We start from the raw sequence: 21,842 nt of genomic DNA on the forward strand, positions 1-21,842 counted from the left end.
CGGTCGGGGCCGTCCCGGGAGGGACGCCGTCAGGCCGCACGGGACGTGTCCTGGCCGGTGCCGGCCGCCGGCGCGGTGGTGGCAGCCCGGGCCGGGGAGCCTGCCGGTGTCCGGCCCGCCGTGCTCAACTGCCGCCATTCGCGCGGCGAGTGCCCGTACACCCGGCGGAACGCCCGGCTGAAGTGGGCCGGGTTGACGAAGCCCCAGCGCTGCGCCACCGCCGCCACGGCGGGTGCGGAGCGGCCGCGGGCCAGTTCCCGCGCGCACTCCTCCAGCCGGCGCCGCTGGACGAGCCGGGAGACCGTGATGCCCTCCTCCTCGAACAGCCGGTGCAGATAGCGCACGGAGATGTGGTGGGCCGTCGCCACCGTCTCCGGTGTCAGCCCCGGGTCCTCCAGATGACGGTCGATGTGGTCGCGGATGCGCACGACCAGCTCGCCGCGTCCGCCGTCCGCGCCACCGGACGGGCCGCGCTCGGCCACCAGCGTGCCGAAGAGGTCCTCCACGCCGGCCGCGAGCCGTGCGGCCACGGCGGGGCCGTAGGAGTCCGCCGGGTCGAGCAGCCGGGTGAGGAAGGGGCCGAGCACGGCGCCGATGCCGTCCGTCCCGCTGACGGCGGTCACCGTGACGGCGCGCAGTTCCCCGTCGGACACGTCCAGACCGCGCCGGGGCAGCCGGACGACGTGGCAGGCGAACCGCTCGGGGAAGTCCAGGGTGTACGGCCGCGCGGTGTCGTAGACCAGGAGGTCACCGGGGCCGGCGACGGCGCTGCGGCCGTCCTGGACCAGCGTCGCCGTGCCGGCCGTCAGGACGAGCACCGCCACGCCGGGCTCGCCCGGCCCGCTCCGGCCGGCGCGCTGGGCGTCGGCCTCGAGGGAGCAGACGGGCAGATGCCCGAGGCGGCCGCCGGTGATCCGGCCGGTGAAGGGGCCGCTGCCGCGGGGGGTCACGGTCATCATCGGGGCCGGGGCGGTGGCGAGGGCGGCCCGCCACCGGTCGAGTCTGTCCCCGACGGGCACCGTGTCCGTCGACAGCACGAGGTCCACCTGGCTCTCCTCTCTCTCACCGCCAATCAACCAGCGGGCCGCACCGCGCACCAGGCACTCTCCAGGCAGAAACAGGGGGTGCCGCGTTGTGCGCGCGGGGAACAGCACCGTGCGCGCGGAGGCAAGTCGGTCCGCCGGCGGGCACATAGGGTGGCCAGGCCGCCTTCGCCGGGCGGCGGAACCGGTCAGGGCATGTCCAGGCGGGCGAGCCGGGAGCGGGCCTCGGCGACCCGCTTCGGGTCGGCGCCGGGACCGAGGGCGACGCAGCGCGTGAACACGTCGCGGGCCTCGGCCTCGCGGCCGGCGTCGAGGAGGACGTCACCGAGCGTGCGGAGGTAGCGGCTCTCCAGGGCGATGTTGCCGTCCGTGCGGCACAGTTCGACGGAGTCGCGCAGGTGCCGCACGGCCTCGTCCCAGCGGCCCATGCGGGCGCTGGCACGGCCGAGACCGGCGAGGGCGTTGACGCGGGTGACGGCGGCGATGTGCGGTTCCAGGCGGTCACCGGCCGCGTCGAGCCGGTCCAGGGCCTGCCGGTACGCGTCGGCCGCCGCCTCACCGCGCCGGTCGGCCTCTTGGGCCAGGGCGCGTCCGAGCAGCGCCTGGAGCATGCCGGGCAGGTCCCCGGCGGCGTCGAACAGGGCGATGGAGCGGGCGTTGTGGTCGAGGGCCGGGCCGCTCTCGCCGAGCAGGTGGTGGGCCCAGGCCGTGTACTGGTGCGCCCACGCCTGCTGGATCCGGTCGCCGGCCCGGCGGGCCGAGGCGAGCGCGCGGGCCGAGTACTCCAGGCTGTCCCGGGGTCGGCCCTCGCACAGGAGCACGGCCCAGGCGTAGTAGTTGAGCTGGGTGGCTTCGAGCAGCGGGTCGCCGAGCGCCTCGGCGGAGCGGACGGCGGTGCCGAAGACCTCCGGCCAGTGCCCCCAGAAGATCCACTGGTCGGAGAACCAGTGCAGGGACTCGGCCACCTCGACGACGGTGGCGTGGTCGCCGTCCGCCGCGGCGGCGTGCAGGGCCGCCAGCCAGTTGGGCGCCTCGGCCTGGAGCCACTCGCGTGCCCTGTCGGCGCTGGAGAGGTCCACGGTGCCCTGCCAGGTGGGCGGCGGCGCGCCGTGGTCGGGTTCGTACCACCGGCCGGCGACGACGGCCGTCTCCAGCAGCCAGTGGTGCATCGAGCGGCGGGCCCGCTCGACGTCCCCGGTGTCGTCCTCGGCGGCGAGGCGGGTACGGCCGTACAGACACAGCAGGTCGTGCAGCCGGTAGCGGTCCCCGGTGGCGCCGAGCAGACCCGCCTCGACCAGTTCCTCCAGGGTGTCCTCGGCGTCGTAGAGGTCCTGGCCGGTGAGGCGGGCGGCGCAGGCGGCGCCCGTGTCGGGGCCGGGGACCAGGGACAGGCGCCGGAACATGCGGGCGGCGGACGGGGTCAGCTGACGGTAGGACAGGTCGAAGGCGCGCGCCACCTGTACGTCGCCCGCGGACAGCGTGTCCAGCCGGCGTTCCTCGCGGGCCAGCCGGTCCGCGAGCCGGCGCAGGCTCCAGCCGGTGCGGGTCGCCAGCCAGTTGCCGGCCACCCTGAGGGCGAGCGGCAGGTGTTCGCACAGCCGGGCGACCTCCTCCAGGGCGTCCGGTTCGGCCGCGGCGCGGTCCTCGCCGACGAGGGAGGTGAGGAAGGCGGCCGACTCGGCCGCGGCCAGCCGGCCGAGCGGCAGCCGGTGCACGGCGTCGAGTCCGGTGAGCATACGGCGGCTGGTCACCAGGACCAGTGTGCGGCCCGAGCCGGGCAGCAGCGGGCGTACCTGCGCCTCGTCGCGGGCGTTGTCGAGCACCAGCAGGCAGTGGCGGTCGGCGAGGACCTGGCGGTAGAGGGCCGGGTGGGTCTGCGGGCCGGACCTGGCCAGGTCGCGGTCGGGCACGCCGAACGCCTTCAGTACCCGGACCATCAGTTCCGCGGCGGCGGGCGGGGTCTCGTCGGTGCCCCGCAGGTCCAGCATGAGCTGGCCGTCCGGGAAGCGGTCGGCGAGCCGGTGGGCGGCGCGCAGGGCGAGGGTGGTCTTGCCGGTGCCGGGTGCGCCGTGGACGGCGACGACGACGGGCCGGCCGGCCGTGGCCCCGGCATCCGCCCCGCTGCCGTCGCCGGCGGACGCTCCGGCGAGTCCGTCCAGCTCCGCCAGCTCGTCCGCGCGGCCGACGAAGTCGTCGGCGCCCCGGGGGAACGAGCGCACGCCGACGGGGCTGTATCCGGGGGTACGGCCGGCCCGGGCGGCGGCGAGCAGCCGCTCGCGTGCGGTGTCGTCCAGGCCGAGCCCGTCGGCGAGCGCGGCGACCGTCCGCCGTTGCGGAGCGGCCCGGCGCCCGCGCTCCAGGTCCCCGATGCCGCGCACGCTGACGCCGGACGCGTCGGCCAATGCCTCGATCGTCAGCGACTTCGCCAGCCGCAGCTCCCGCAGCAGCCGCCCGAAGACCGCCTCGTGTGCGGACATTCCCGTCCCCTCCACCCCGTCTTGATACTTGAACATTGTATGAGATGGGGGAGGTGTCATTGATCAAGGAAGGCCGGCGGCCGGTACCGGCGCCGGTTGACTCGCGTTTGGGCTTTCGTTCCCTGAGCGTTCAACCGGCGCTCCCTGTCGGTGTCGTGTGCGCTTCCTAGGGTCCATGAGGCCGGCGGAAGAAGGGGCTCATGGACTCACACCTCGCGGTACGGGCTCGCGGGATCACCAAGTGTTTCGGCGAAGTCGTCGCCCTCGACGGCGTCGATCTCGACGTGGCGCGGGGGCGGATCCACGGTCTGGCCGGACCGAACGGTGCCGGCAAGACGACGCTGCTCGGCCTGCTGCTCGGCCTGGCCGTGGCCGACGGCGGCCGGCTGGAGATCCTGGGCACACCGACGGGCCGGGCGTTCGAAGACCCCGGCAGCGTCTCCGGGTTCGTGGACACGCCCGGGCTGTACCCCTCGCTCACCGCCCGGCAGAATCTCGCCGCGCTCGCCGCTCTGCGCGGTGACACCGCCCGGTCGGCGCGGATCGACGACGCACTGGAACAGGTCGGGCTCACGGACGTCGCCGACGACCGCACCCGCGGCTTCTCCCTGGGGATGCGTCAACGCCTCGGCCTCGCCGCGGCCCTGCTCGCCGAGCCGCGGCTGCTCGTCCTGGACGAACCCGCCAACGGCCTGGACCCGGCCGGCAAGAAGCACGTCCACGGCGTCCTCACCCGGCTCGCGCGGGAGGGCACCGCCGTGGTGCTGTCGAGCCACCGCATGGACGATCTGGAGGCCCTGTGCTCCGAGGTCACCATTCTCGCGACCGGGCGGGTCGCCTTCACCGGGCCGCTCGGCGAACTGGCCGCCGGGCACGGCGAACTCGACTACCGGCTCGTCACGTCCGATCCCGTGCGGGCACGCCGGCTGGCCGCCGACGCGCCCGGCGTCCGCCCGGCCGGCGGCAGTACGGCACGCCAGGGCGACCAGGTGCTCGTGGTGCGCGCGGCGGTGCCCGCCCTCGACGCCCTGGTCGTCAGGCTCGTCCACGCGGGCATCGCGCTGCGCGAACTCGCCCCGGTGGTCTCCCCGTTGGAAGCCGCGTTCCTGGCCCTGACCGAGCCGGGGGCGGCCGTTGCCCAGGACACCGGGCAACGGGAGGACGGAGCCCCCGGCTTCCCGCGGCCAGACAAGCCAGGGCGACGGACCGACGCGGCGGAACAGCGCACCGGCACACGACGGCGGCGGACCGACGCCGCACGGCAACTCAGCGGTGCCCGACAGCAGGAGGCCGGTCGGTGACCGCGGCCACGACCCCGGCCGCCGCGGCCGGCCACGGCACCGCCTCCCGCCGTGTCACCGTCGCCCGGGGCTATCGCTTCGAAGTCGTCAAACTGGTCTCACTGTGGCGGGTCCGCCTGCTGGTCCTCGCCTGCTGGATCGCGCCGGCGCTCTTCGTGGCCGGGGTGAGCGAGCAGAGCACGCTGCCCACGGACACCCTTTTCGGCCGCTGGATGCACGCCACCGGGTGGGCCGGACCGCTGGTGACGCTCGGTTTCGCCGGCACCTGGGCGCTGCCGCTGCTCACCTCCGTCGTCGCCGGGGATGTGTTCGCCGCCGAGGACCGGCTCGGCACCTGGCGCCACCTGCTCGTCGTCGTCCGCTCGCCCCGGCGGATCTTCGCGGCGAAGGCACTGGCCGGCCTCACCGTCGTCCTGCTGCTCGTGGCCGGGCTGGCCGTCTCCAGCACCGTCGGCGGACTGCTGGCCGTCGGCGACCAGCCCCTGGTCGGCCTCGACGGCCGGCTGCTCGCGCCGGGGGACGCGGCCGTCAGGGTCCTGCTCGCCTGGGTCTGCGTGCTCGCCCCGACCCTGGCCCTCGCCGGGATCGGATTCCTCGGGTCGGTCGCGCTCGGGCGGTCCCCGATGGGGCTGCTGCTGCCCGCACTCGTCGCGCTGGCGATGCAGCTCGCCGAGATGCTGCCGCTCCCCGTCGCCGTACGCCTCGCCCTGCCCGGTGACGCCTTCGTCGACTGGAAGGGACTGTTCACCAGCCCGGCGCGGCTCACCCCGCTCCTGACCGGCATCGCCGTCAGCCTCGTGTGGGCCGTGACCGCGACGGCGCTGGCCCATGTCCTCTTCCTGCGGCGCGACTTCACCAACCCCACCGACGACGGCTCGCCGCGCCGCGCGGTCACCGCGGGAGTCCTGCCGCTCGCGGCGCTGCTCGCCGCGACGGTCACCGTGGTGGCGGCGACGACCACGGCCGGCGGCTCCGGCATCGAGCAGACCGAGGTGGAGCACTCGCTCGCCACCGAGTTCGCCCATCTGTACCGCATGCAGACCCGGCAGCTCCACCGCCCCGCGGTCACGGAAGCGCAGCTGAGGACGGCGGCGGCGTGCGCCAAGGCCGGTGTCCGGGACGGCGCCCAAGGGCCCGGGAACGACTGGCGCTGCGTCATCTCCTGGCACCTGCCGGGCGTCGCGGCCACCGGAGCGGCGACCTACCAGCTCGACATCACGTCGGACGGGCGGTTCGTCGCCGACGGCGACGGACCGAAGGAAGTGAACGGCTACTTCCTGGTGCGCACGCCGACCGGCGACGCGCCGAACCCGCTGTGGCAGTTCGACGGCGATGTCGATCTGCTCTCCACCTCCGCGAAGGGATGACGCCATGCAGACAACGCGCCGCCGCCGGCCGGCCGGGAGGGACCCCTACGTCCTGCTGGGCAGACCAGTGAGCCGCCGGGCGGTCCTGGTCGCGGCCTGCGTCACCGCGGCCGCCCTGGCCACCGGCACCGCCCTCGCCGACACGCGCCCGTTCGGCACCGACCAGGTCGGCCAGGTCACCGCCAAGGGCCAGGTCGTCTCCGCCGACCAGTACCTCGCCCCGTACGGCAGCCGCCTCGTCATCGACGACGGCAAGATCATGTCGTCGACGGTCAGCCCGGACGGCCGCCACCTCGCCGCCTCGGTCGCCGACGGCGACGCCGCGCTGGTCGTGGTGGACCTCGAGACCGGACAGGTGAATCAGCGCACAGGCACCTCCGCCGTGGACGACCTGCGCATCGGCAGCGGCGCCGTCGGCCAGGAGGGCCCGGCGTACTCGCCCGACGGCACACAGCTGTGGCTGGGCCAGACCGACGGCTACACCAGGTTCACCGTCCGCGCCGACGGCACCCTCGCCGACCCGGTGACCGTCAGGATCCCGGCCGCCGGCGGCAAGCACGCCCTGGTCGCCGCGGCTGTGTTCTCGGCCGACGGCAGCACCGTGTACGCCGCCGTCAACGGCCAGAACCGGGTCGTCGCCCTCGACGCGGCGACCGGGGCCGTCCAGCACAGCTGGGCGGTGGGCAACGCCCCGCGCGGCCTGGCCCTGGCCGGCGGCAAGCTGTATGTCAGCAACGAGGGCGGGCGGCCCGCCGAGGCCGGCGACTCCACGCTCAACTCCTACGGCACCCAGGTACCGGCCGACCCGAAGACCGGAGCCACCACCACGGGCACCGTCAGCGTCATCGACCCGGCCGACCCGGCCGCCGCCGTCAGGACGATCGACGTCGGACTGCACCCGACCGCGGTGTACGCGCGGGGCGGCGCGGTGTTCGTCACCAACACCGCCGACAACACCGTGTCGGTCATCGACACCGCCAACGGCAAGGTCGTCCAGACCATCTCCACCCAGCCGTGGCCCGAGGCGTCGGTCGGCTACGAACCCGACGCCGTGGCGCTCACCGACGACGGCCGCCTGCTGGTGACGCTCGGCCGGGCCAACGCGGTCGCCGTCTACCGCTACACCTCACCCCAGGAGCCGGTCGCCTACGTCGGCCTCCTCCCGACGGACTACTTCCCCGCCGAGATCACCACCGTGGGCCACGAGGTGGTCGTCTCGAACACCCGTGGCATCGACGCGCGCCGCCCCGGCGGCACCGGCCACGGCACCCACGACACGACCTCCAGCCTGACGCGGTTCACCCTGCCCGCCGACCGTGTCATCCGCTCCCGGACCGCCGAGGTCTTCCGCCAGAACGGCTGGAGCGCCGGCTCGGTCCGGCTGGCCAAGGGCAGGGGCCACACGAAGCCGCAGCCGGTCCCGCAGCGGATCGGCGACCCGTCGACGATCAAGCACGTCTTCCTCATCGTCAAGGAGAACCGCACCTACGACCAGGTCCTCGGTGACGTCCCTGAGGGCAACGGAGACCCGTCGCTGGCCCAGTTCGGCGAGAACGTGACCCCCAACCAGCACGCCCTGGCACGGCAGTTCGGGCTGTACGACAACACCTACGACATCGGCACCAACTCCGCCGAGGGCCACAACTGGCTGATGCAGGCCGACAATCCCGAGTACACGGAGTCCTCGGCCGGCGAGTACGCGCGCAGCTACGACACGGAGGACGACGCCCTCGGCCACCAGAAGACAGGGTTCCTGTGGACGGGCGCCCAGGCCACCGGCAAGACGGTGCGGAACTTCGGGGAGTTCCAGCAGTTCCTGACCAAGCCGGCCGGGGCGAGCTGGCAGAACCTGTACTGCGACGCCAAGAACATGGCGGCGACCGGGCGGGGCACCGCCTACCCCCTGAACTCGTCGTCGCCGATCCCGTCGCTGAACAGCGTGTCGGTGCCCGGCTTCCCGAAGTTCGACACCAGCGTCCCGGACGTCTACCGCTACCAGATCTGGAAGCAGGACTTCGAGAAGAACGGTCCGGCGAACCTGAACATGTTCTGGCTCTCCAGCGACCACACCGGCGGTCCGGCGGGCCCGGCCGCCCAGGTCGCCGACAACGACCTCGCGACCGGCAGGATCGTCGACGAGATCTCGCACAGCGCGTACTGGAAGGACTCGGCGATCTTCGTCGTGGAGGACGACTCCCAGGCCGGACTGGACCACGTCGACGGCCACCGCGCCCCGGTCCAGATCATCAGCCCCTGGGCCCGGCACGGGGTCGTGGACCACCGCTACTACTCCCAGATCACGATGATCCGCACGATCGAGCAGATCCTCGGGATCCACCCGATGAACCAGAAGGACAGCGCGGCGACCCCCATGCGGGGCGTGTTCACCCGGCACCCCGACTTCACGCCGTTCGACGCCCTGCCCAACCGGACCCCGCTGACGGACGGCCTGAAGACCCCGCCGTCCTGCGGGCTGGACACCCCGGCGGCACAGAACCCCGGGGCACCGGCCGTGCCCGCGGCGAAGGTGCCGGTGGACAAGAAGTCCCTCGCGGCCGAGTGGGACACCTGGAAGTCGAAGCAGCGCCTGACGGGACCGCACGCCGTCCCCGACTTCGCCAACCCCGCGCAGCTGAACCACCTCACGTGGTACCAGACGCACAACTGGACGCGGCCCTACCCCGGCGAGAAGAAGATCTACGCGCCGAACGACGTGCCCGGCGCCTACCTCCCCTCGCCCGAGTCCGACGGCTGACGCGTCCCGGGGCCGGAACGCGGGCCGCCGGAGCAGGTGACCGCCGGCACGGCTCGGTCGTGCGCGTGCCCCTCCCCGAAACAGCGGGGAGGGGCACGGCACAAGGGCGGACAGCGGATCAGCGGTAGGCGCGGATCGCGTACACCGAGATGCCGACCGTGCTGTACCTGGTCCGACGGCCCAGACCGATCCAGCCGTCCCCGCCGTCCGTGGGGAACGAGCCGACGAGGACCGCGTCGTTGCCCTGGGCCTCCGCGCCCCCGCCGATGGCGACCTGCCCGGACGGGCAATGGGCCGTGCGCCGCTGGAAGTTCGGTACGTCCGCGTCCGGCAGCCGCACGATCGCCGACAGCCGGGCCCCTCGCGCTCGCCATCCTGCCGCCCCGGCCCCTGAGGAAGGCCGTGTACAGGACCAAACGCCCGGAAGGGGGGAACGGGGAGCACGGGCGCGGATCGGTCGCCCGGTACGTCCCCGCACGTCCCGCCGGGCAGGCCCACGACCGGCTTGCGGTGTACTCCCGTACACCTGCCCCGAGTCGGTGGGCGGGAGCCGTGGCGGGCCGCGTCAGGGAGTCTCGGCGCGGACGACGACCGCGTAGGAGCCGATGCCCAGGAGGCGGTCGCCGGCGATGTCACCGAGGGCTGTGTACAGCGTGTCGACGTGTCCCGTCGTGTTGTCGAACGCGATGTCCTTGACCGTACCGTGCGCGGTGCCGTCTTCCGTCAGGACCCGGCGCCCCAGGGCCTCCTGGTGTGCGGGGAGGCCGCCCTGCCCGGGATCGGCGGCGGCACGGGAGCGCACGATCACGGCGTCCCGCCCCACCGCCTCGACCGCGTGCCAGGCGATGGCCGTGATGTGCCTCGGGGCGCCGGAGAGACGCAGGCACGCGATGCTCCCGGCGCGGGCGTCGATGGTCAGGCTCTCCACTCGCCCCAGCGGTTCGGCCTCGTCGGCGGTGATCACCGGCAGTCCCTGGACCTGCGTGAACATCATCATGCCGGGCCTCCTGCTCCGGTCGCGGGGCCGTCGGGGTACGGCGGTGCGGTGTGGGCGCGGAACGCCTCGACCTGGGCGCTGAAACTGGGCAGGTCGTCGGCGATGAAGTGACGGGCGTGCGCGGGGACCACCAGGGCCTGCCCGGAGACGGCCAGCGTCTCGCCGCGCGGGATGAACGCCCTGCGCTGATGGCGGTCCATGCTCTCGTCGGCGGAGATCTCGAAGCCGACCACACGGCCGCTGACCCCGGTCTCGATCACGATGTCCAGGACCGTGCCGATCGCCGTTCCCTGGTCGGTGAGCACGGGAGCGCCGATGACCTGGCCGTGTCCCCAGTCATCGGCTCCGACGACCACCTCCCGCTTCTCCAGCGCCGTCTCGCTGGGGATCATCACCGCGGACGGGCCGATGGCGTGCACTCCGGAGAAGGGCAGGCTCTCCTTGAGGGGGCCGGCCAGCAGACCCCGCCCGCTCAGCGTGAAGCCGGTGATCCGGCCCGCGCGGGCGTCGACGACGGTGTCCCTGATCTGGGCGACGGCCTCGCCGCCCAGCGTCACCACCACCCGCTTGGTCAGTTCGGAGGCGAGCATGAGGGGGATCACCGCGAACCCTCCCGGCCGGACCCGTGGTCCGGGCGCACCGCGATCACCGTTCCGCTGCGGCGCCTGGCCTGAACCGCCACGGCCGCCGCGGTGAGCAGCCCCACCACCGCGATCAACAAGATCACCCAGCCCCACCACGCCATCACCGGCCTCCTTGCTCTGCGTCTTCCAGCCGTCGTTCTGTCCGGCAGTCCCCGGGCTGTCCGGTTGCCCGCCGTACGCTCTCGCAAGCCTTCCGTGGCACGGGTGGCCGGAACCGGTGCTTCCGGAGGCCCCGGAAGAGGAAGCGACTATTCCACTGTCTCCGGGAAACCGGGGTTCCACGGGAACGGCAGCTATTCCTGAAAGGGTTTTATATGTCTGTGCGTCGTACGCTCACCGCGTCCGTGATCTGCGCGATGACCGTCATAGGTGTCGCGGGCTGTTCCGACGACGAATCGTCGGACCAGCCGTTCCAGGGGCAGAGCGCGGACGAGGTGGCGGCCAAGGCGGTGACCGCCACCCGGGACGCCACTTCGGTGCGCATGGCGGGAAAGCTGTCCGCCGAAGGGCAGCCCCTGACGGTCGACTTCCACGTCGACACCCAGAAGAACTGCGAGGGCAGGATGGCGATGCAGACCGGTGCGGCCGACGTCATCCACACCGGTCAGGCGACTTACGTCAAGGGCGACGAGAAGTTCTGGGAAAACGCCGCACAGGGCTCGGCCGGCGGGGAGAAGAAAGCCCGGGCGCTGAGCGGCCGGTGGGTGAAGGTGCCGGTCGGTGATTCCCGTACGACGGGACTGTGCGACAAGCAGGGTTTCCTGGCCGATCTGGACAGCGACAAGTCCGAGCGCAAGGGAATGACGAAGGGCACCGTCACCACGGTGGACGGCCGGAAGGCGATCCCGCTGCGGAAGAAGAAGGGGAGCGGCGAGACCATCACCATGTACGTCGCGACGGAGGGAAAGCCGTACATCATCAAGCTGGACCAGTCGGGCGGCAAGACTCCGGGCAGTGTCGTCTTCTCGGACTACGGAAAGCCGGTCAAGGCGACACCGCCGCCGGCCGGAAAGGTCGTCGACGGAACCAAGGCGGGGACGGCTTCCTGAGGGCCGGCCGCGCGCGGGAGCGCGGGGGAGGGGCCGCAGGGGGACCGGGCGTGAACCGGGTGCGGGCGGCCTTGACTTGAAGTGCGCTCCAGACCCGAGCCTGGTCCGTGTGAACACCACAGAACCTCAGATCATCCTGGGCACCATGGACTTCGGTACCCGGGTCGCCCCCGACCGGGCCTTCGCCGTCCTGGACTCCTTCGTCGCCTGCGGCGGGGCCTGGCTCGACACCGCGAACTGCTACTCCTTCTGGACCGACCCCGCCGGCGTCGGCGGGGCCAGCGAGCGGACCCTCGGGTCATGGCTCAGGGCCCGCCCAGGCGTGCGTGACGCGGTGCGGATCGCGACGAAGGTCCGCCAGAACCCGCTCGTCCCGCACGCCTGGCCGGAGAGTGCCGAAGGGCTCTCCGCCGACGCCGTCCGCACCGGCGCGGAGGAAAGCCTGCGGCGTCTCGGGGTCGACCACGTCGATCTGCTCTGGGCCCACGCCGAGGACCGGACCGTGCCGCTGGAGGAGACGGTCGGTGCCTTCGGCGAACTGGTCGCGAAAGGGACGGCCCGGCGGATCGGGGCGGCGAACCATGCCGCCTGGCGCGTCGAACGCGCCCGGTCGCTCGCGCGGGAGCAGGGCGTGGAACCGTGGACGGCCCTGCAAGTGCGCCACTCACTCGCCCAGCCGCGCCCATCGACCCCCGTCGCCGAGAGCGGCCACCGCATGCTCACGGAGGAGGACCTGGACCTCGCGCGGTCGGAGGGTCTGGCGGTGTGGTCGTACAGCTCGCTCCTGTGGGGGTCCTATGTGCGCGCGGACAAGCCGCTTCCCCTCACCTACGACCATCCGGGGACGACCCGCGTCCTCGCCGTCCTGGACGATGTCGCCACGGAACTCGAGGCCACCCGGAACCAGGTGGTCCTCGCCTGGCTGATGCGGCAGGGGATCGCCCCCATCGTCGGCGCGAGCCGGGTCGAGCACGTCGAGGAGGCCCTCGCCGCACGCGACGTGCGGCTCGGCGACGAGCACCTGAGGCGCTTCGCCGAAGCCCGGTGACAGGGGCCGGGCCGGAGGTCCACGGAGACGCAGGGAGGCCTCCGGTCCGGCGTCCTCGGCCGCACACCGCTCAGGAACCGGCGCGGCCCACGAGCAGCGGCTGGAAGAAGCCCGTCTCCCGCGGCATCCGCCACCCCAGATCCACGAAGCCGGCCTCGGCCGCGAGGCGGGCCAGCCGGTCCCGGCCGAGCGCCCAGTAGGTGGTCCGGCGGACCCGGACCCGCCATTCGCCGTCCGCCGGAAGGAGCTGGAAGTGCTCCAGGTCGTAGTGCTCGCCGTCGTCGTGCCAATGCCAGAGCTGGAAGGTGACGGTCCGGTCCCCTCGGCCGTCGGGGCCGGTCGTCCGGCGCAGTTGTGGAGGCGTCGAAGCGGGGCGGTCGCGCAGCAGGTCGTCGTACGGGCGTGTGCTGACCAGCAGCAGCCCTGCGGGACGCAGCACGCGGCGCATGTCCGCCAGGGCGGCCCGCACCTCGGGCTCGGTCAGCAGGTGGGGCAGCGAGTTGTCGGCGCAGACGACGGTGTCGAACCGGCCGTCGGGAAACGGGAGGCGTCTCATGTCGGCGGCGGCCGTGGGCAGGCGCAGACCCCGCCGGGCCGCCTCACGGGTGGCGCGGGCGGCGGCGCGGGGGCTGAGGTCGGTCCCGGTGACGTGGTGCCCGTGCAGGGCCAGACCGATGGCCTGGGTGCCGATGCCGCAGGCGCAGTCGAGCACCGTCGCGCCGTCCTCGTCGATCAGGGCGGCCAGCGCGTCCCCCTGCCGGCGGATCCCGGCGTCCCAGTCCGCGTAGACCAGGTGGTAGTCGTCGGCCAGTTCGTCGTAGAAACGCGCCACCGGTGCCTCGGGCATGACGTGAGGTTACACCGGCCGAAGAGACGTCACGGCGCGTCGGTGTTCTCGGAGGAGGCGATTGTCGGAGGGTACGTGTACAGTTCGGCGGCTCACGTTCCGGGGCTCCGGAAGTGGCGTTGCACCGTGATGAACCCCTGGCAAATCACCTGAAATTCGACCGCTCGGAAGTGCGGCCGTTCACTCGAACCGGTTTGTGATGTCGCTCACGCCCACTCGGGAGATATCGGGAACTACCAGCGTCTTTTCCGGGCCGGAGCACCTGCTGTGCCCTGATCGACATGTGAGTACCCGTCGCATGACGGCAGTAAGGCAAGGCATAGTGGGGACACCGCCGCCGTCGTGTGTGACGGGCATCACAAAAGCCCGATTTCGCTTGCGTACGCGTCGGTGACCGCATTCGGGCAAAAGGAAAGAGCTCCACCCGACGCAGGCCAGCGCACCTGGTGGAGCTCCTCCTCACACACCGTGTGCAGTGCGGCCGACTGTTGGTCGGTCAGGCCCCGGCCCTCGGGCCGGGGCTTTCCGCTACCAGGGCCATCCGTCCCGCGTGATCTCGTAGACCACGCGGATCACGAACCCCAGCCACCGGGCGGCCCGTTGGGGCCGGTCCCGCTTGCTGCAACACCGGCAGTGCCCCTCAGACTCGTACGGATCGGTCATCGGGACCCCTCACCCCCTGTTCCTCTCGGGGCTGCGGATTTCGCAGCCCCGTGGAGGCCCACGGCCTACGTGGACCCCACGCGTGTGAGCCCACGCGACAGGCCCTGGGGTAAGGGGTGAGGTGACTTTACCGGAGCGCAACGGATCTCGTTTCCCGCCAACAGCCGTACTAGCAAATGCGAATTGGCACCGCGTGCCATGCCGAGCGGTCGCACAGCCGTCCGCCCCGGAAGCTCAAGGGACGCTCAAGCGCGCTAGCTGCGCAATGTCGTGACGGCCCGTCTGGTACGCCGTGCCAGTTCCCGGCACCGGCGTGCTGAAGCTCACACGGGAAGCGCATGCCGTGGCTGAACGCGCGACCCCCGGGCTCCGTGCGCCCCCGGTCCTCGGGGCCGGGAGCCAGTCATTCGCATGTGCATCCACGGAACCTGCTCGAACCGCCCCCGGTCCGCGCTCCGCCCGGAGTCACCGGGGGAGGGCCCCGCCATGGCCGGCCGCGTCGTGAACGGCCGTCGCCCGGCCCCACGCGGGGACCGGGCGACGGCCGGACGGGTCGGAGAGGAGGTCAGGAGGCCGTGCACGCCCCGAGTGCCGGCGCAGCCGAGTTGCCGTTCTTCATGACCGTGAAGCCGAAACTGGTCGAGGCGCCCGCCGCGAGACTGCCGTTGTAGGTGGAGCGCACCGTCGCGACGTCGCCCGTCCAGGTCGGGCTGCCGTTCCACAGCGCGGACACCTTCTGCCCGGAGGGGAAGGTGAGGGTCACGGACCAGCCCGTGATCGGCGCGGCGCCGGCCGTCACGGTGACCTCGCCGTTGTAGCCGTCGTTCCAGTCGGAGGTCCGGGCGTAGGCGACGGTGCACGCCGCGCCGGGGTTGCCGTTGTCACCCCCGCCGTCGCCGCTCCCCGTACCGCCGAGCGTGGTCAGCACGGCGGTGTACGCGGGCTTCTCGCCGTAGTTGGAGTCGAAGACCAGCGGGGTGCCGCTGGAGCGCCAGGAGTACTTGTCGGTGATGCCCCACACGGTCATGCCGGTGCAGCGGGTGACCGCCAGGCATGCCTTCACCACATTGGCGTAGTTGGTGGCCTGCGCGGTGCCGGAGCCCTCGATGTCCAGCTCGGTGATCTGGACGTCGACGCCGAGGTCGGCGAAGCGCTGGAGGTTGGCCTGGTAGTCGGACGGGACCGGGGAGGCGCTGTTGAAGTGGGACTGGAAGCCGACGCAGTCGATGGGGACGCCGCGGGCCTTGAAGTCCTTGACCATGTTGTAGACGGCATTGCTCTTCGCGTTGACGCCGTCGGTGTTGTAGTCGTTGTAGCAGAGCTTGGCGTCGGGATCGACGGACCGGGCGGTGCGGAACGCCTCCTCGATGAAGCCGTTGCCGAGCTTGTCCTGGAAGGGCGAGCTGCGCCGGGCGCCGCTGGAGCCGTCCTGGAACGCCTCGTTGACCACGTCCCAGGCGTAGATCTTGCCCTTGTAGTGCTGCATGACCTGGGTGATGTGGTTGTTCATCGCCGTGCGCAGGTCGGTGGCGCCCAGACCGGAGACCCAGGAGGGCAGCTGGGAGTACCACACCAGCGTGTGCCCGCGGATCTTCATGCCCTTGCTCTGCGCGTGGCTGACGATCTGGTCGGCCGAGCCGAAGGTGAAGGTGTTCCGGGACGGCTCGGTGGCGTCCCACTTCATCTCGTTCTCCGGCGTCACCGCGTTGAACTCGCGGTCCAGTGTGCCGGCGTAGGCGGATTCGCCGAGGTGGCTCGCCGTGACCGCGGTCCCGAAGTAGCGGCCCTTCGCGGCCGCGGCGGAGCCGAGGGTGTCGTCGGCGGCCGTGGCGTTGTGCGACAGGGCCGTGACCATCGTCGCGGCGAGCAGCGCGGAGGCGAACGCGCCGGCTGTCCGCCTGGGCAGTGCTTTAGGCATGAGCATGCCATCCCTTCTCGAAACTTTCGCATCTTTGGCCGAATGTGACGCGCAGATTACGAAGCAGAGTGGCGGCGGTCAACGGTTCTGGCCGACTCGGCGGGGAGTTGCCCCAAGCTCGTCCCGTCCTGACTCGTCGGGGAGTTGTGCTTCGACGGCAGTGGTTGACTCCACCCTCCCATGCCCCTAACGTGACGCGGCGCGTTCCCGAAAGATGTCCGAATGTTTCGAGACGAAGGCCGCTGACATGATCCGAAAAAGGCCGAGAACACGGCCCTTGCTCACCGCCTTGCTGGCCGTCCTGGCGCCGTTGCTGGCCATGCTGACCCTGTCCGCGCCGGCCGCCCACGCCGCCTCCCTGACGGAGGTCACCGGCTTCGGCGCCAATCCGAGCAACCTGCGCATGTACGTCTACCGTCCGGACAGCGCGCCGGCCCGCCCCGCGGTCCTGGTGGCCGTGCACTACTGCACCGGTTCCGGTCCGGCCTTCTACTCCGGCACGGAGTTCGCCTCACTGGCCGACCGGTACGGCTTCCTCGTGATCTACCCCTCGGTGACCCGCAGCGGCGGCTGCTTCGACGTCTCGTCGCCGCAGGCGCTCAAGCGCGGCGGCGGCAGTGACCCGGTCGGCATCGCGTCCATGGTCACCTACGCCGAGCAGCACTACGGCGCCGACCCGGGCCGCGTCTACGTCACCGGCGCCTCGTCCGGCGCGATGATGACCAACGTCCTGCTCGGCGACTACCCCGACGTCTTCAAGGCCGGAGCCGCCTTCTCCGGCGTGCCCTTCGGCTGCTTCGCCACCACCGACGGCTCGAGCTGGAACAGCGCCTGCGCCAACGGAACCGTGACGAAGACGCCCCAGCAGTGGGGCGACCTGGTCCGCGGCGCCTACCCGGGATACACCGGGCCCCGGCCCCGCATGCAGCTGTGGCACGGCACCGAGGACACCACCCTGCGCTATCCGAACTTCGGCGAGGAGATCAAACAGTGGACCGACGTCCTCGGCGTGAGCCAGACGCCCGCGTCCACCGACCACCCGCAGTCCGCGTGGACCCGTACCCGCTACGGCGGCACCGGCACCCAGGCCCCCGTCGAGGCCATCAGCATCCAGGGCACCGGGCACACCCTGCCGGCCGCCGGCATGGCCGCCCGCGCCATCTCCTTCTTCGGACTGGACTCCCAGGTCACCCCGCCCCCGACCGACCCGCCCACCCCACCGGTCGGCGCCTGCCGGGTGACGTACACGACCAGCACCTGGAACACCGGACTGACGGCCTCGATCACCGTGACCAACACCGGTACCACGCCGGTCGACGGCTGGTCGCTGACGTTCACCCTGCCGGCCGGGCAGACCATCACCTCCGGCTGGAACGCCCAGTTCGGGCCCTCCAGCGGCACCGTCACCGCGCGGAACGCCGCCTACAACGCCACCCTGCCCCCCGGCGGCTCGACCACCCTCGGTTTCCAGGCCACCCACACCGGAGACACCTCCGCCCCGGCCTCCTTCAGTCTCAACGGATCGGCCTGCACGGCCGGTTGACGCTCTGGCAGTCGCGCTGACCGTGCCTTCCGCGCCCACCACGGCCGGCCCGGCGGTGGTGGGCGACGGCGGTCACGGGGGCGGCGCGGCATGACAGACCTCGGTGTCCGCGATGTCGTGCGGCGGCGCCGCGGTCATGATGGTGTCGAGTGCCGCGCGGGCGGCCTGGAGATCGGCCACCGCCCGGTCGATGCGCTCCCGTTCCCGCTCCAGACCGGAAAGCGTGCCGGAGCAGGCCGGTGCCAGCAGCCGACCGTCGTCCACCATGCACGGCAACAGCTCGGCGATCGTCCGCGTCGACAGGCCGGCCCCCAGCAGCGTACGGATGTTGTGCACCGTACGGACATCGTCCTCGCGGTACTCGCGGTACCCGCTGGAACGGCGGACGGGGCTCAGCAGCCCCTGTTCCTCGTAGTAGCGCAGGAGGCGCACGCTGACGCCGGTCCGGCGGGAAAGCTCTCCGATGCGCATGTGTCGCTCACCACACCGTTTCGGTTTGACTCTCACATCCATGTCAGACCCCAACCTAGTCGGCATGACGACGCAGCACTCAACCGAACCGAAGAACAAGCCCGTTACCCTCCTGGGACTCGGTCCCATGGGCAAGGCTCTGGCCGGGACCCTGCTGAGGAAGGGCCACCCGCTCACCGTCTGGAACCGCAGCCCCGAGAAGGCCGACGACCTCGTGGCCAGGGGAGCCCGGCGGGCGCGGACGGTGGCCGAGGCGGTCACCGCGAGCCCTCTCACCCTCGTGTGTCTCACCGACTACGCCACCATGTACCAGGTCCTGGAGCCGGCCGCCGAGGCACTCGCGGGCCGTGCCCTGATCAACCTCAACTCCGGTACCCCCGCCGAGGCACACGCGGCCGTCGCCTGGTCGCGGGAGCGGGGCGTGGGCTACCTGGACGGGGCCGTCATGGTGCCGCCGCCCATGGTGGGCGAGCCGGGCGCGGTGTTCCTCTACAGCGGTTCGCGGGACGTTTTCGAGCAGCACTCGGAGCCGCTGACGAGCCTCGGCGACCCCCGCTACCTGGGAGCGGACCCCGGACTCGCGGTGCTCCACAACACGGCCATGCTCGACATGATGTACACCACCCTGAACGGCTGGCTGCACGCCACCGCCCTGGTCGGCTCCGCCGGCGTATCGGCCCAGGAGTTCGCGGAGCTGGCCCTCGGCTGGTTCATGCCGGTCGTGGTCGACTACGCCACCCTGGCCCAGCGGGCACCCGACCTGGACGCGGGCCACTATCCGGGCACCCTGAACACGCTGGAGATGAACCTCAACGCGCTGGACCACATCACCCGCACCAGCGAGGAGCAGGGCGTCCACTCCGACCACCCGCGGCTGATGAAGGAGATCGCCGAGCGCGCCCTCGCCGAGGGCCACGGCGGCGAGAGCTACCTGTCCGTCCACGAACTGTTCAAGAAGGCGGCACCGATCCCGCGTCCGTGATGTCCCGTCCAGCGGGAAAGCCGCCGGGCGGGCACGGTGACCGGGCCCGGCGGCACCCTGGGCAGCGCGGCGGCCTATGGTCGGGACGCCTGCCAGACGGTTCCGCGCGCCTCGTACTCCAGCATCGTCTCCACGCCCGTCGCCGCGTCCGGCCCGAGTTCGCGTCCGACCAGCCACAGGCCCAGGTCCAGCCCCGAGGTGATGCCACCGGCGGTGACGAGGTCGCCGTCGTCGACCACCCGGGCGTTCTTGACGAGACCACCCTGTTCCTCGAGGTACGCCTTCGCGCCGTGGTGGGTGGTGCACGGGCGCCCCCGGGTCAGGCCGGCCGCGGACAGCAGTACCGCCCCGGTGCACAGCGAACTGATCGTCAGCCCCGGGCGGGGGGCCGCGGCGAGTGCCCGTGGCAGGGTGCCGTTGTCGATCTCGGCCCAGACGCCCGGGCCGTCGCGGCGCGTGTAGCCGCCGCCGGGCACCACGATCAGGTCCGCCTCCCGCGGAGCCCAGCGGTGCTTGACCTGGAGGCCCGTGCCGTACCCGCAGCGGACCGGACCGGGCCGTCCGGTGGTGACGTACCGGACCTCGACCCCGCCCGCGCTGTGCATGCCGGCGGCGGAGAAGACCTCGTACGGAGCGATGCAGTCCAGTTCCTCGACGCCGTCGAACACCACGATGTCGACCCGCAGCGGCCCCGCCCGTCGCGGTGCGGCCGCCGCCTCGGTGCCGGAGGCCGTGGCCGCCAGTGTCCCGGCCCCCAACGTCGCCGCGCCCGCCGCTGTCGTGCGGCGGAGAAACTCTCTGCGTTCCATGGGTGCGCCTCCAGTGTGAGCCGTAACTCGCCCTCGCGGGGCGGCGGGTGGCCCGTTCCGTGAACCGCCCGCGGGACAGTGGTCGTCCCGGGCGGCGGCGGAGTTCCCGCGCGGGGCGAAGTGCCGACCGGTGCCCGGCGGGCCGCGCTCCCAGGGCGGGCCACGCCTGCCGGGGCCGTCCTCCGGAACCGCGGGATGCGTGCCCACCCTCGTGTGACGGGTGAGGCCCCGCACTGCGAGGATGAGGCGCCATGAGGGCCGGGTGGTGTTCCCGCACGCTCAGGGCCGCGGTGTTCGCGGCCGTCAGCGTGCTGCTCGCCTCCCTGAGCCACGTCATGATGTCGGGGACCGCGGTGCCCTGGTGGGCCATGGCCGCGGGGGCGACGACGACCGGCGGCACGGCCTGGCTGCTGGCCGGCCGGGAGCGCGGACCGATCGGGATCGGCTCCCTCGTGGTCGCCGTGCAGGCCGTCCTGCACGCGTCGTTCGCGTTCGCCCAGGCAGCCGCACACCCCGAGACCTCGGGCGGCCGGTCACTCCTGCGGCAGTGGCTCGGCCACCTGCTGTGCGCCGCGCCGCCGGGTTCCGGTCCGGAGCACGGTGCCACGCCGGCGCCCATGGCCCCCATGGTCCCTCAGATGACGGGCGTCGTGCACTCCATGGGGCCGATGGACCACACGGCGACCGCGCATCACGCGGCCCACGGCACGGGCGGCATGCCCCCGGGCGGCATGCTCACCGCCCACCTGCTGGCCGCCCTGCTGTGCGGCCTGTGGCTGGCCCACGGCGAGCGCGCCGCGTTCCGTGTCCTGCGGGCCCTCGCCGGATGGCTCGCCGCCCCGCTGCGCCTCATCCTGCGGCCGCCCGTGCCGCCGTACCGGCCACGCGTCGGCGCCCGCCGGGGCCGTTCGGACGGCACGCTGCGAAGGCTCCTCCTCACCCGTGCGGTCACCTCCCGTGGACCGCCCGAGGGGTGCGCTGCCGTCTGACGGCAGCCGGATTCCCGAGGCACACACGAGCCACGAGCCGTCGGCTCCCCGCCCCGGGCACGGCCGCGTACTCCCGTACCCGGCCCTCACCCCTTTCACCGGTTCCGCCGGTTCCACCAACTCCGCGTGCCACTCGCGCCGTTCCGCGCGCCCCGGCCCGCAGAACCGGCCCCGGACTCCCCAGAAGGAGACACAACAGGTGCTCACTCCTGCCCTGACCGCACCGCGCGACGCATCGGAGCAAGGCCCGGCAGACGAGTCGATCACGGCCTGGGCACTCGCCGCCCGCGGTGGCGACCCCGACGCCGTCGACCTCTTCGTCCGCGCCCTGCACCGGGACGTCCACCGGTACGTGACGTTCCTCGGAGCCGACCCCCACAGCGCCGACGACCTGACCCAGGACACATTCCTGCGGGCCCTGGGGAGCCTGCACCGCTTCGAAGGCCGCTCCTCGGCGCGCACCTGGCTGCTGGCCATCGCCCGCCGCGCGGTGATCGACAGCATCCGCCGCAGCTCCGCCCGCCCCCGTCTGTCCGGCACCGACGACTGGCAGTCGGCCGCCGAACGGGCCCAGCCACGCGGTCTGCCCGGCTTCGACGACGGCATCGCCCTCGCCGACCTGCTCGACACGCTTCCCGACGACCGCCGTGAGGCCTTCGTCCTCACTCAGCTGCTCGGACTTCCCTACGCCGAAGCGGCCGGGGTGAGCGGCTGCCCGGTGGGCACGGTGCGCTCACGGGTCGCGCGCGCCCGCAGCTCACTGATCGGATGGCTGCGGGACGCCGAGCGCCGCGCGCCGGCGCCCGCCGCCGCCTGACCGCCCGCGCACGCCGCCGCCCGGTCCACGGTCCACGGCCCGCTCCGGGCGGCGGCACCCCCCCCGGCCCCTCCCTCGGCGGAGGGCCCGGGCCCGAATCCCGTCCGGCCGATCGTGTGACC

General features: G+C 72.7%; 18 protein-coding genes and 1 pseudogene. 9 read left to right on the forward strand and 10 right to left on the reverse strand.

What is annotated here, in order from left to right; genetic code table 11:
* Positions 1–29 precede the first annotated feature (29 nt).
* Both AB0E62_RS30065 and AB0E62_RS30070 read right to left on the reverse strand, forming a co-directional pair.
* On the reverse strand, positions 30–1,046 hold the full coding sequence (locus AB0E62_RS30065; RefSeq protein WP_362200683.1) for a helix-turn-helix domain-containing protein: 1,017 nt from the start codon (positions 1,044–1,046) through the stop codon (positions 30–32).
* A 185-nt stretch (positions 1,047–1,231) separates the two neighbouring features.
* Positions 1,232–3,520 (reverse strand): tetratricopeptide repeat protein, encoded by a 2,289-nt coding sequence (locus tag AB0E62_RS30070; RefSeq protein ID WP_362200686.1) that lies wholly within the window; start codon positions 3,518–3,520, stop codon positions 1,232–1,234.
* A 200-nt stretch (positions 3,521–3,720) separates the two neighbouring features.
* Here AB0E62_RS30070 and AB0E62_RS30075 point away from each other — a divergent pair.
* The 3 genes and pseudogenes from AB0E62_RS30075 to AB0E62_RS30085 form a co-directional block, all read left to right on the forward strand.
* Positions 3,721–4,641 (forward strand): annotated as a pseudogene (locus AB0E62_RS30075) (ABC transporter ATP-binding protein); the annotation flags it as partial.
* Between the two features lie 176 nt (positions 4,642–4,817).
* Complete coding sequence (locus tag AB0E62_RS30080) at positions 4,818–6,188, forward strand: ABC transporter permease (RefSeq protein WP_362200688.1); 1,371 nt, start codon at positions 4,818–4,820, stop codon at positions 6,186–6,188.
* 4 nt (positions 6,189–6,192) lie between these two features.
* Positions 6,193–8,943: an alkaline phosphatase family protein gene (locus AB0E62_RS30085; RefSeq protein ID WP_362200691.1), complete on the forward strand. Its 2,751-nt coding sequence runs from the start codon at positions 6,193–6,195 to the stop codon at positions 8,941–8,943.
* Positions 8,944–9,061: 118 nt separating this feature from the next.
* Here the strand turns inward: AB0E62_RS30085 and AB0E62_RS30090 are convergent, their stop codons facing one another.
* The 4 genes from AB0E62_RS30090 to AB0E62_RS30105 form a co-directional block, all read right to left on the reverse strand.
* Entirely contained in the window at positions 9,062–9,283 is a 222-nt protein-coding gene (locus AB0E62_RS30090; RefSeq protein ID WP_362200694.1) for a hypothetical protein, read from the reverse strand.
* A 225-nt stretch (positions 9,284–9,508) separates the two neighbouring features.
* Complete coding sequence (locus tag AB0E62_RS30095) at positions 9,509–9,940, reverse strand: PRC-barrel domain-containing protein (protein WP_362200697.1); 432 nt, start codon at positions 9,938–9,940, stop codon at positions 9,509–9,511.
* Positions 9,937–10,542 carry a PRC-barrel domain-containing protein gene (locus AB0E62_RS30100; RefSeq protein WP_362200700.1) on the reverse strand — a complete coding sequence of 202 codons (606 nt, stop codon included), beginning with the start codon at positions 10,540–10,542 and terminating at the stop codon, positions 9,937–9,939. Before AB0E62_RS30100 ends, AB0E62_RS30095 begins: the two co-directional genes overlap by 4 nt.
* A complete protein-coding gene (locus AB0E62_RS30105; RefSeq protein WP_362200703.1) occupies positions 10,539–10,685 on the reverse strand; it encodes a hypothetical protein in 147 nt (48 codons plus the stop codon). The genes AB0E62_RS30100 and AB0E62_RS30105 overlap by 4 nt, the downstream gene beginning before the upstream one ends.
* A 213-nt stretch (positions 10,686–10,898) precedes the next feature.
* Between AB0E62_RS30105 and AB0E62_RS30110 the strand changes: the two genes are divergently transcribed.
* Both AB0E62_RS30110 and AB0E62_RS30115 read left to right on the forward strand, forming a co-directional pair.
* Positions 10,899–11,633 (forward strand): hypothetical protein, encoded by a 735-nt coding sequence (locus AB0E62_RS30110; RefSeq protein ID WP_362200706.1) that lies wholly within the window; start codon positions 10,899–10,901, stop codon positions 11,631–11,633.
* A gap of 100 nt (positions 11,634–11,733) precedes the next feature.
* A complete protein-coding gene (locus AB0E62_RS30115; protein WP_362200881.1) occupies positions 11,734–12,681 on the forward strand; it encodes an aldo/keto reductase in 948 nt (315 codons plus the stop codon).
* Between the two features lie 70 nt (positions 12,682–12,751).
* Here AB0E62_RS30115 and AB0E62_RS30120 read toward each other — a convergent pair whose 3' ends face one another.
* Together AB0E62_RS30120 and AB0E62_RS30125 are read right to left on the reverse strand one after the other, a co-directional pair.
* The gene (locus AB0E62_RS30120) at positions 12,752–13,528 is read right to left on the reverse strand and encodes a class I SAM-dependent methyltransferase (RefSeq protein ID WP_362200709.1); all 777 of its coding nucleotides are present in this window, start codon (positions 13,526–13,528) and stop codon (positions 12,752–12,754) included.
* A gap of 1,228 nt (positions 13,529–14,756) precedes the next feature.
* The gene (locus AB0E62_RS30125) at positions 14,757–16,109 is read right to left on the reverse strand and encodes an endo-1,4-beta-xylanase (RefSeq protein ID WP_362200713.1); all 1,353 of its coding nucleotides are present in this window, start codon (positions 16,107–16,109) and stop codon (positions 14,757–14,759) included.
* Positions 16,110–16,356: 247 nt separating this feature from the next.
* On the opposite strand from AB0E62_RS30125, the gene AB0E62_RS30130 reads away from it, so the two are divergent.
* Positions 16,357–17,652 carry a PHB depolymerase family esterase gene (locus AB0E62_RS30130; RefSeq protein ID WP_362200716.1) on the forward strand — a complete coding sequence of 432 codons (1,296 nt, stop codon included), beginning with the start codon at positions 16,357–16,359 and terminating at the stop codon, positions 17,650–17,652.
* A 72-nt stretch (positions 17,653–17,724) separates the two neighbouring features.
* Here the strand turns inward: AB0E62_RS30130 and AB0E62_RS30135 are convergent, their stop codons facing one another.
* A complete protein-coding gene (locus AB0E62_RS30135) occupies positions 17,725–18,123 on the reverse strand; it encodes a MerR family transcriptional regulator (RefSeq protein WP_362200718.1) in 399 nt (132 codons plus the stop codon).
* Between the two features lie 64 nt (positions 18,124–18,187).
* Here AB0E62_RS30135 and AB0E62_RS30140 point away from each other — a divergent pair, with 64 nt between their 5' ends.
* Complete coding sequence (locus AB0E62_RS30140) at positions 18,188–19,105, forward strand: NAD(P)-binding domain-containing protein (protein ID WP_362200721.1); 918 nt, start codon at positions 18,188–18,190, stop codon at positions 19,103–19,105.
* A gap of 74 nt (positions 19,106–19,179) precedes the next feature.
* Here the strand turns inward: AB0E62_RS30140 and AB0E62_RS30145 are convergent, their stop codons facing one another.
* Positions 19,180–19,914, reverse strand: a complete 735-nt coding sequence (locus AB0E62_RS30145) for a DJ-1/PfpI family protein (RefSeq protein WP_362200724.1) — start codon at positions 19,912–19,914, stop codon at positions 19,180–19,182.
* Between the two features lie 251 nt (positions 19,915–20,165).
* Here AB0E62_RS30145 and AB0E62_RS30150 point away from each other — a divergent pair, with 251 nt between their 5' ends.
* Both AB0E62_RS30150 and AB0E62_RS30155 read left to right on the forward strand, forming a co-directional pair.
* Complete coding sequence (locus tag AB0E62_RS30150; protein ID WP_362200727.1) at positions 20,166–20,903, forward strand: hypothetical protein; 738 nt, start codon at positions 20,166–20,168, stop codon at positions 20,901–20,903.
* Between the two features lie 199 nt (positions 20,904–21,102).
* The gene (locus AB0E62_RS30155) at positions 21,103–21,720 is read left to right on the forward strand and encodes a sigma-70 family RNA polymerase sigma factor (RefSeq protein WP_362200729.1); all 618 of its coding nucleotides are present in this window, start codon (positions 21,103–21,105) and stop codon (positions 21,718–21,720) included.
* The last annotated feature ends 122 nt before the right edge of the window (positions 21,721–21,842 follow it).

This window comes from Streptomyces sp. NPDC038707 (assembly GCF_040636485.1).
Taxonomy (GTDB): Bacteria; Actinomycetota; Actinomycetes; order Streptomycetales; family Streptomycetaceae; genus Streptomyces.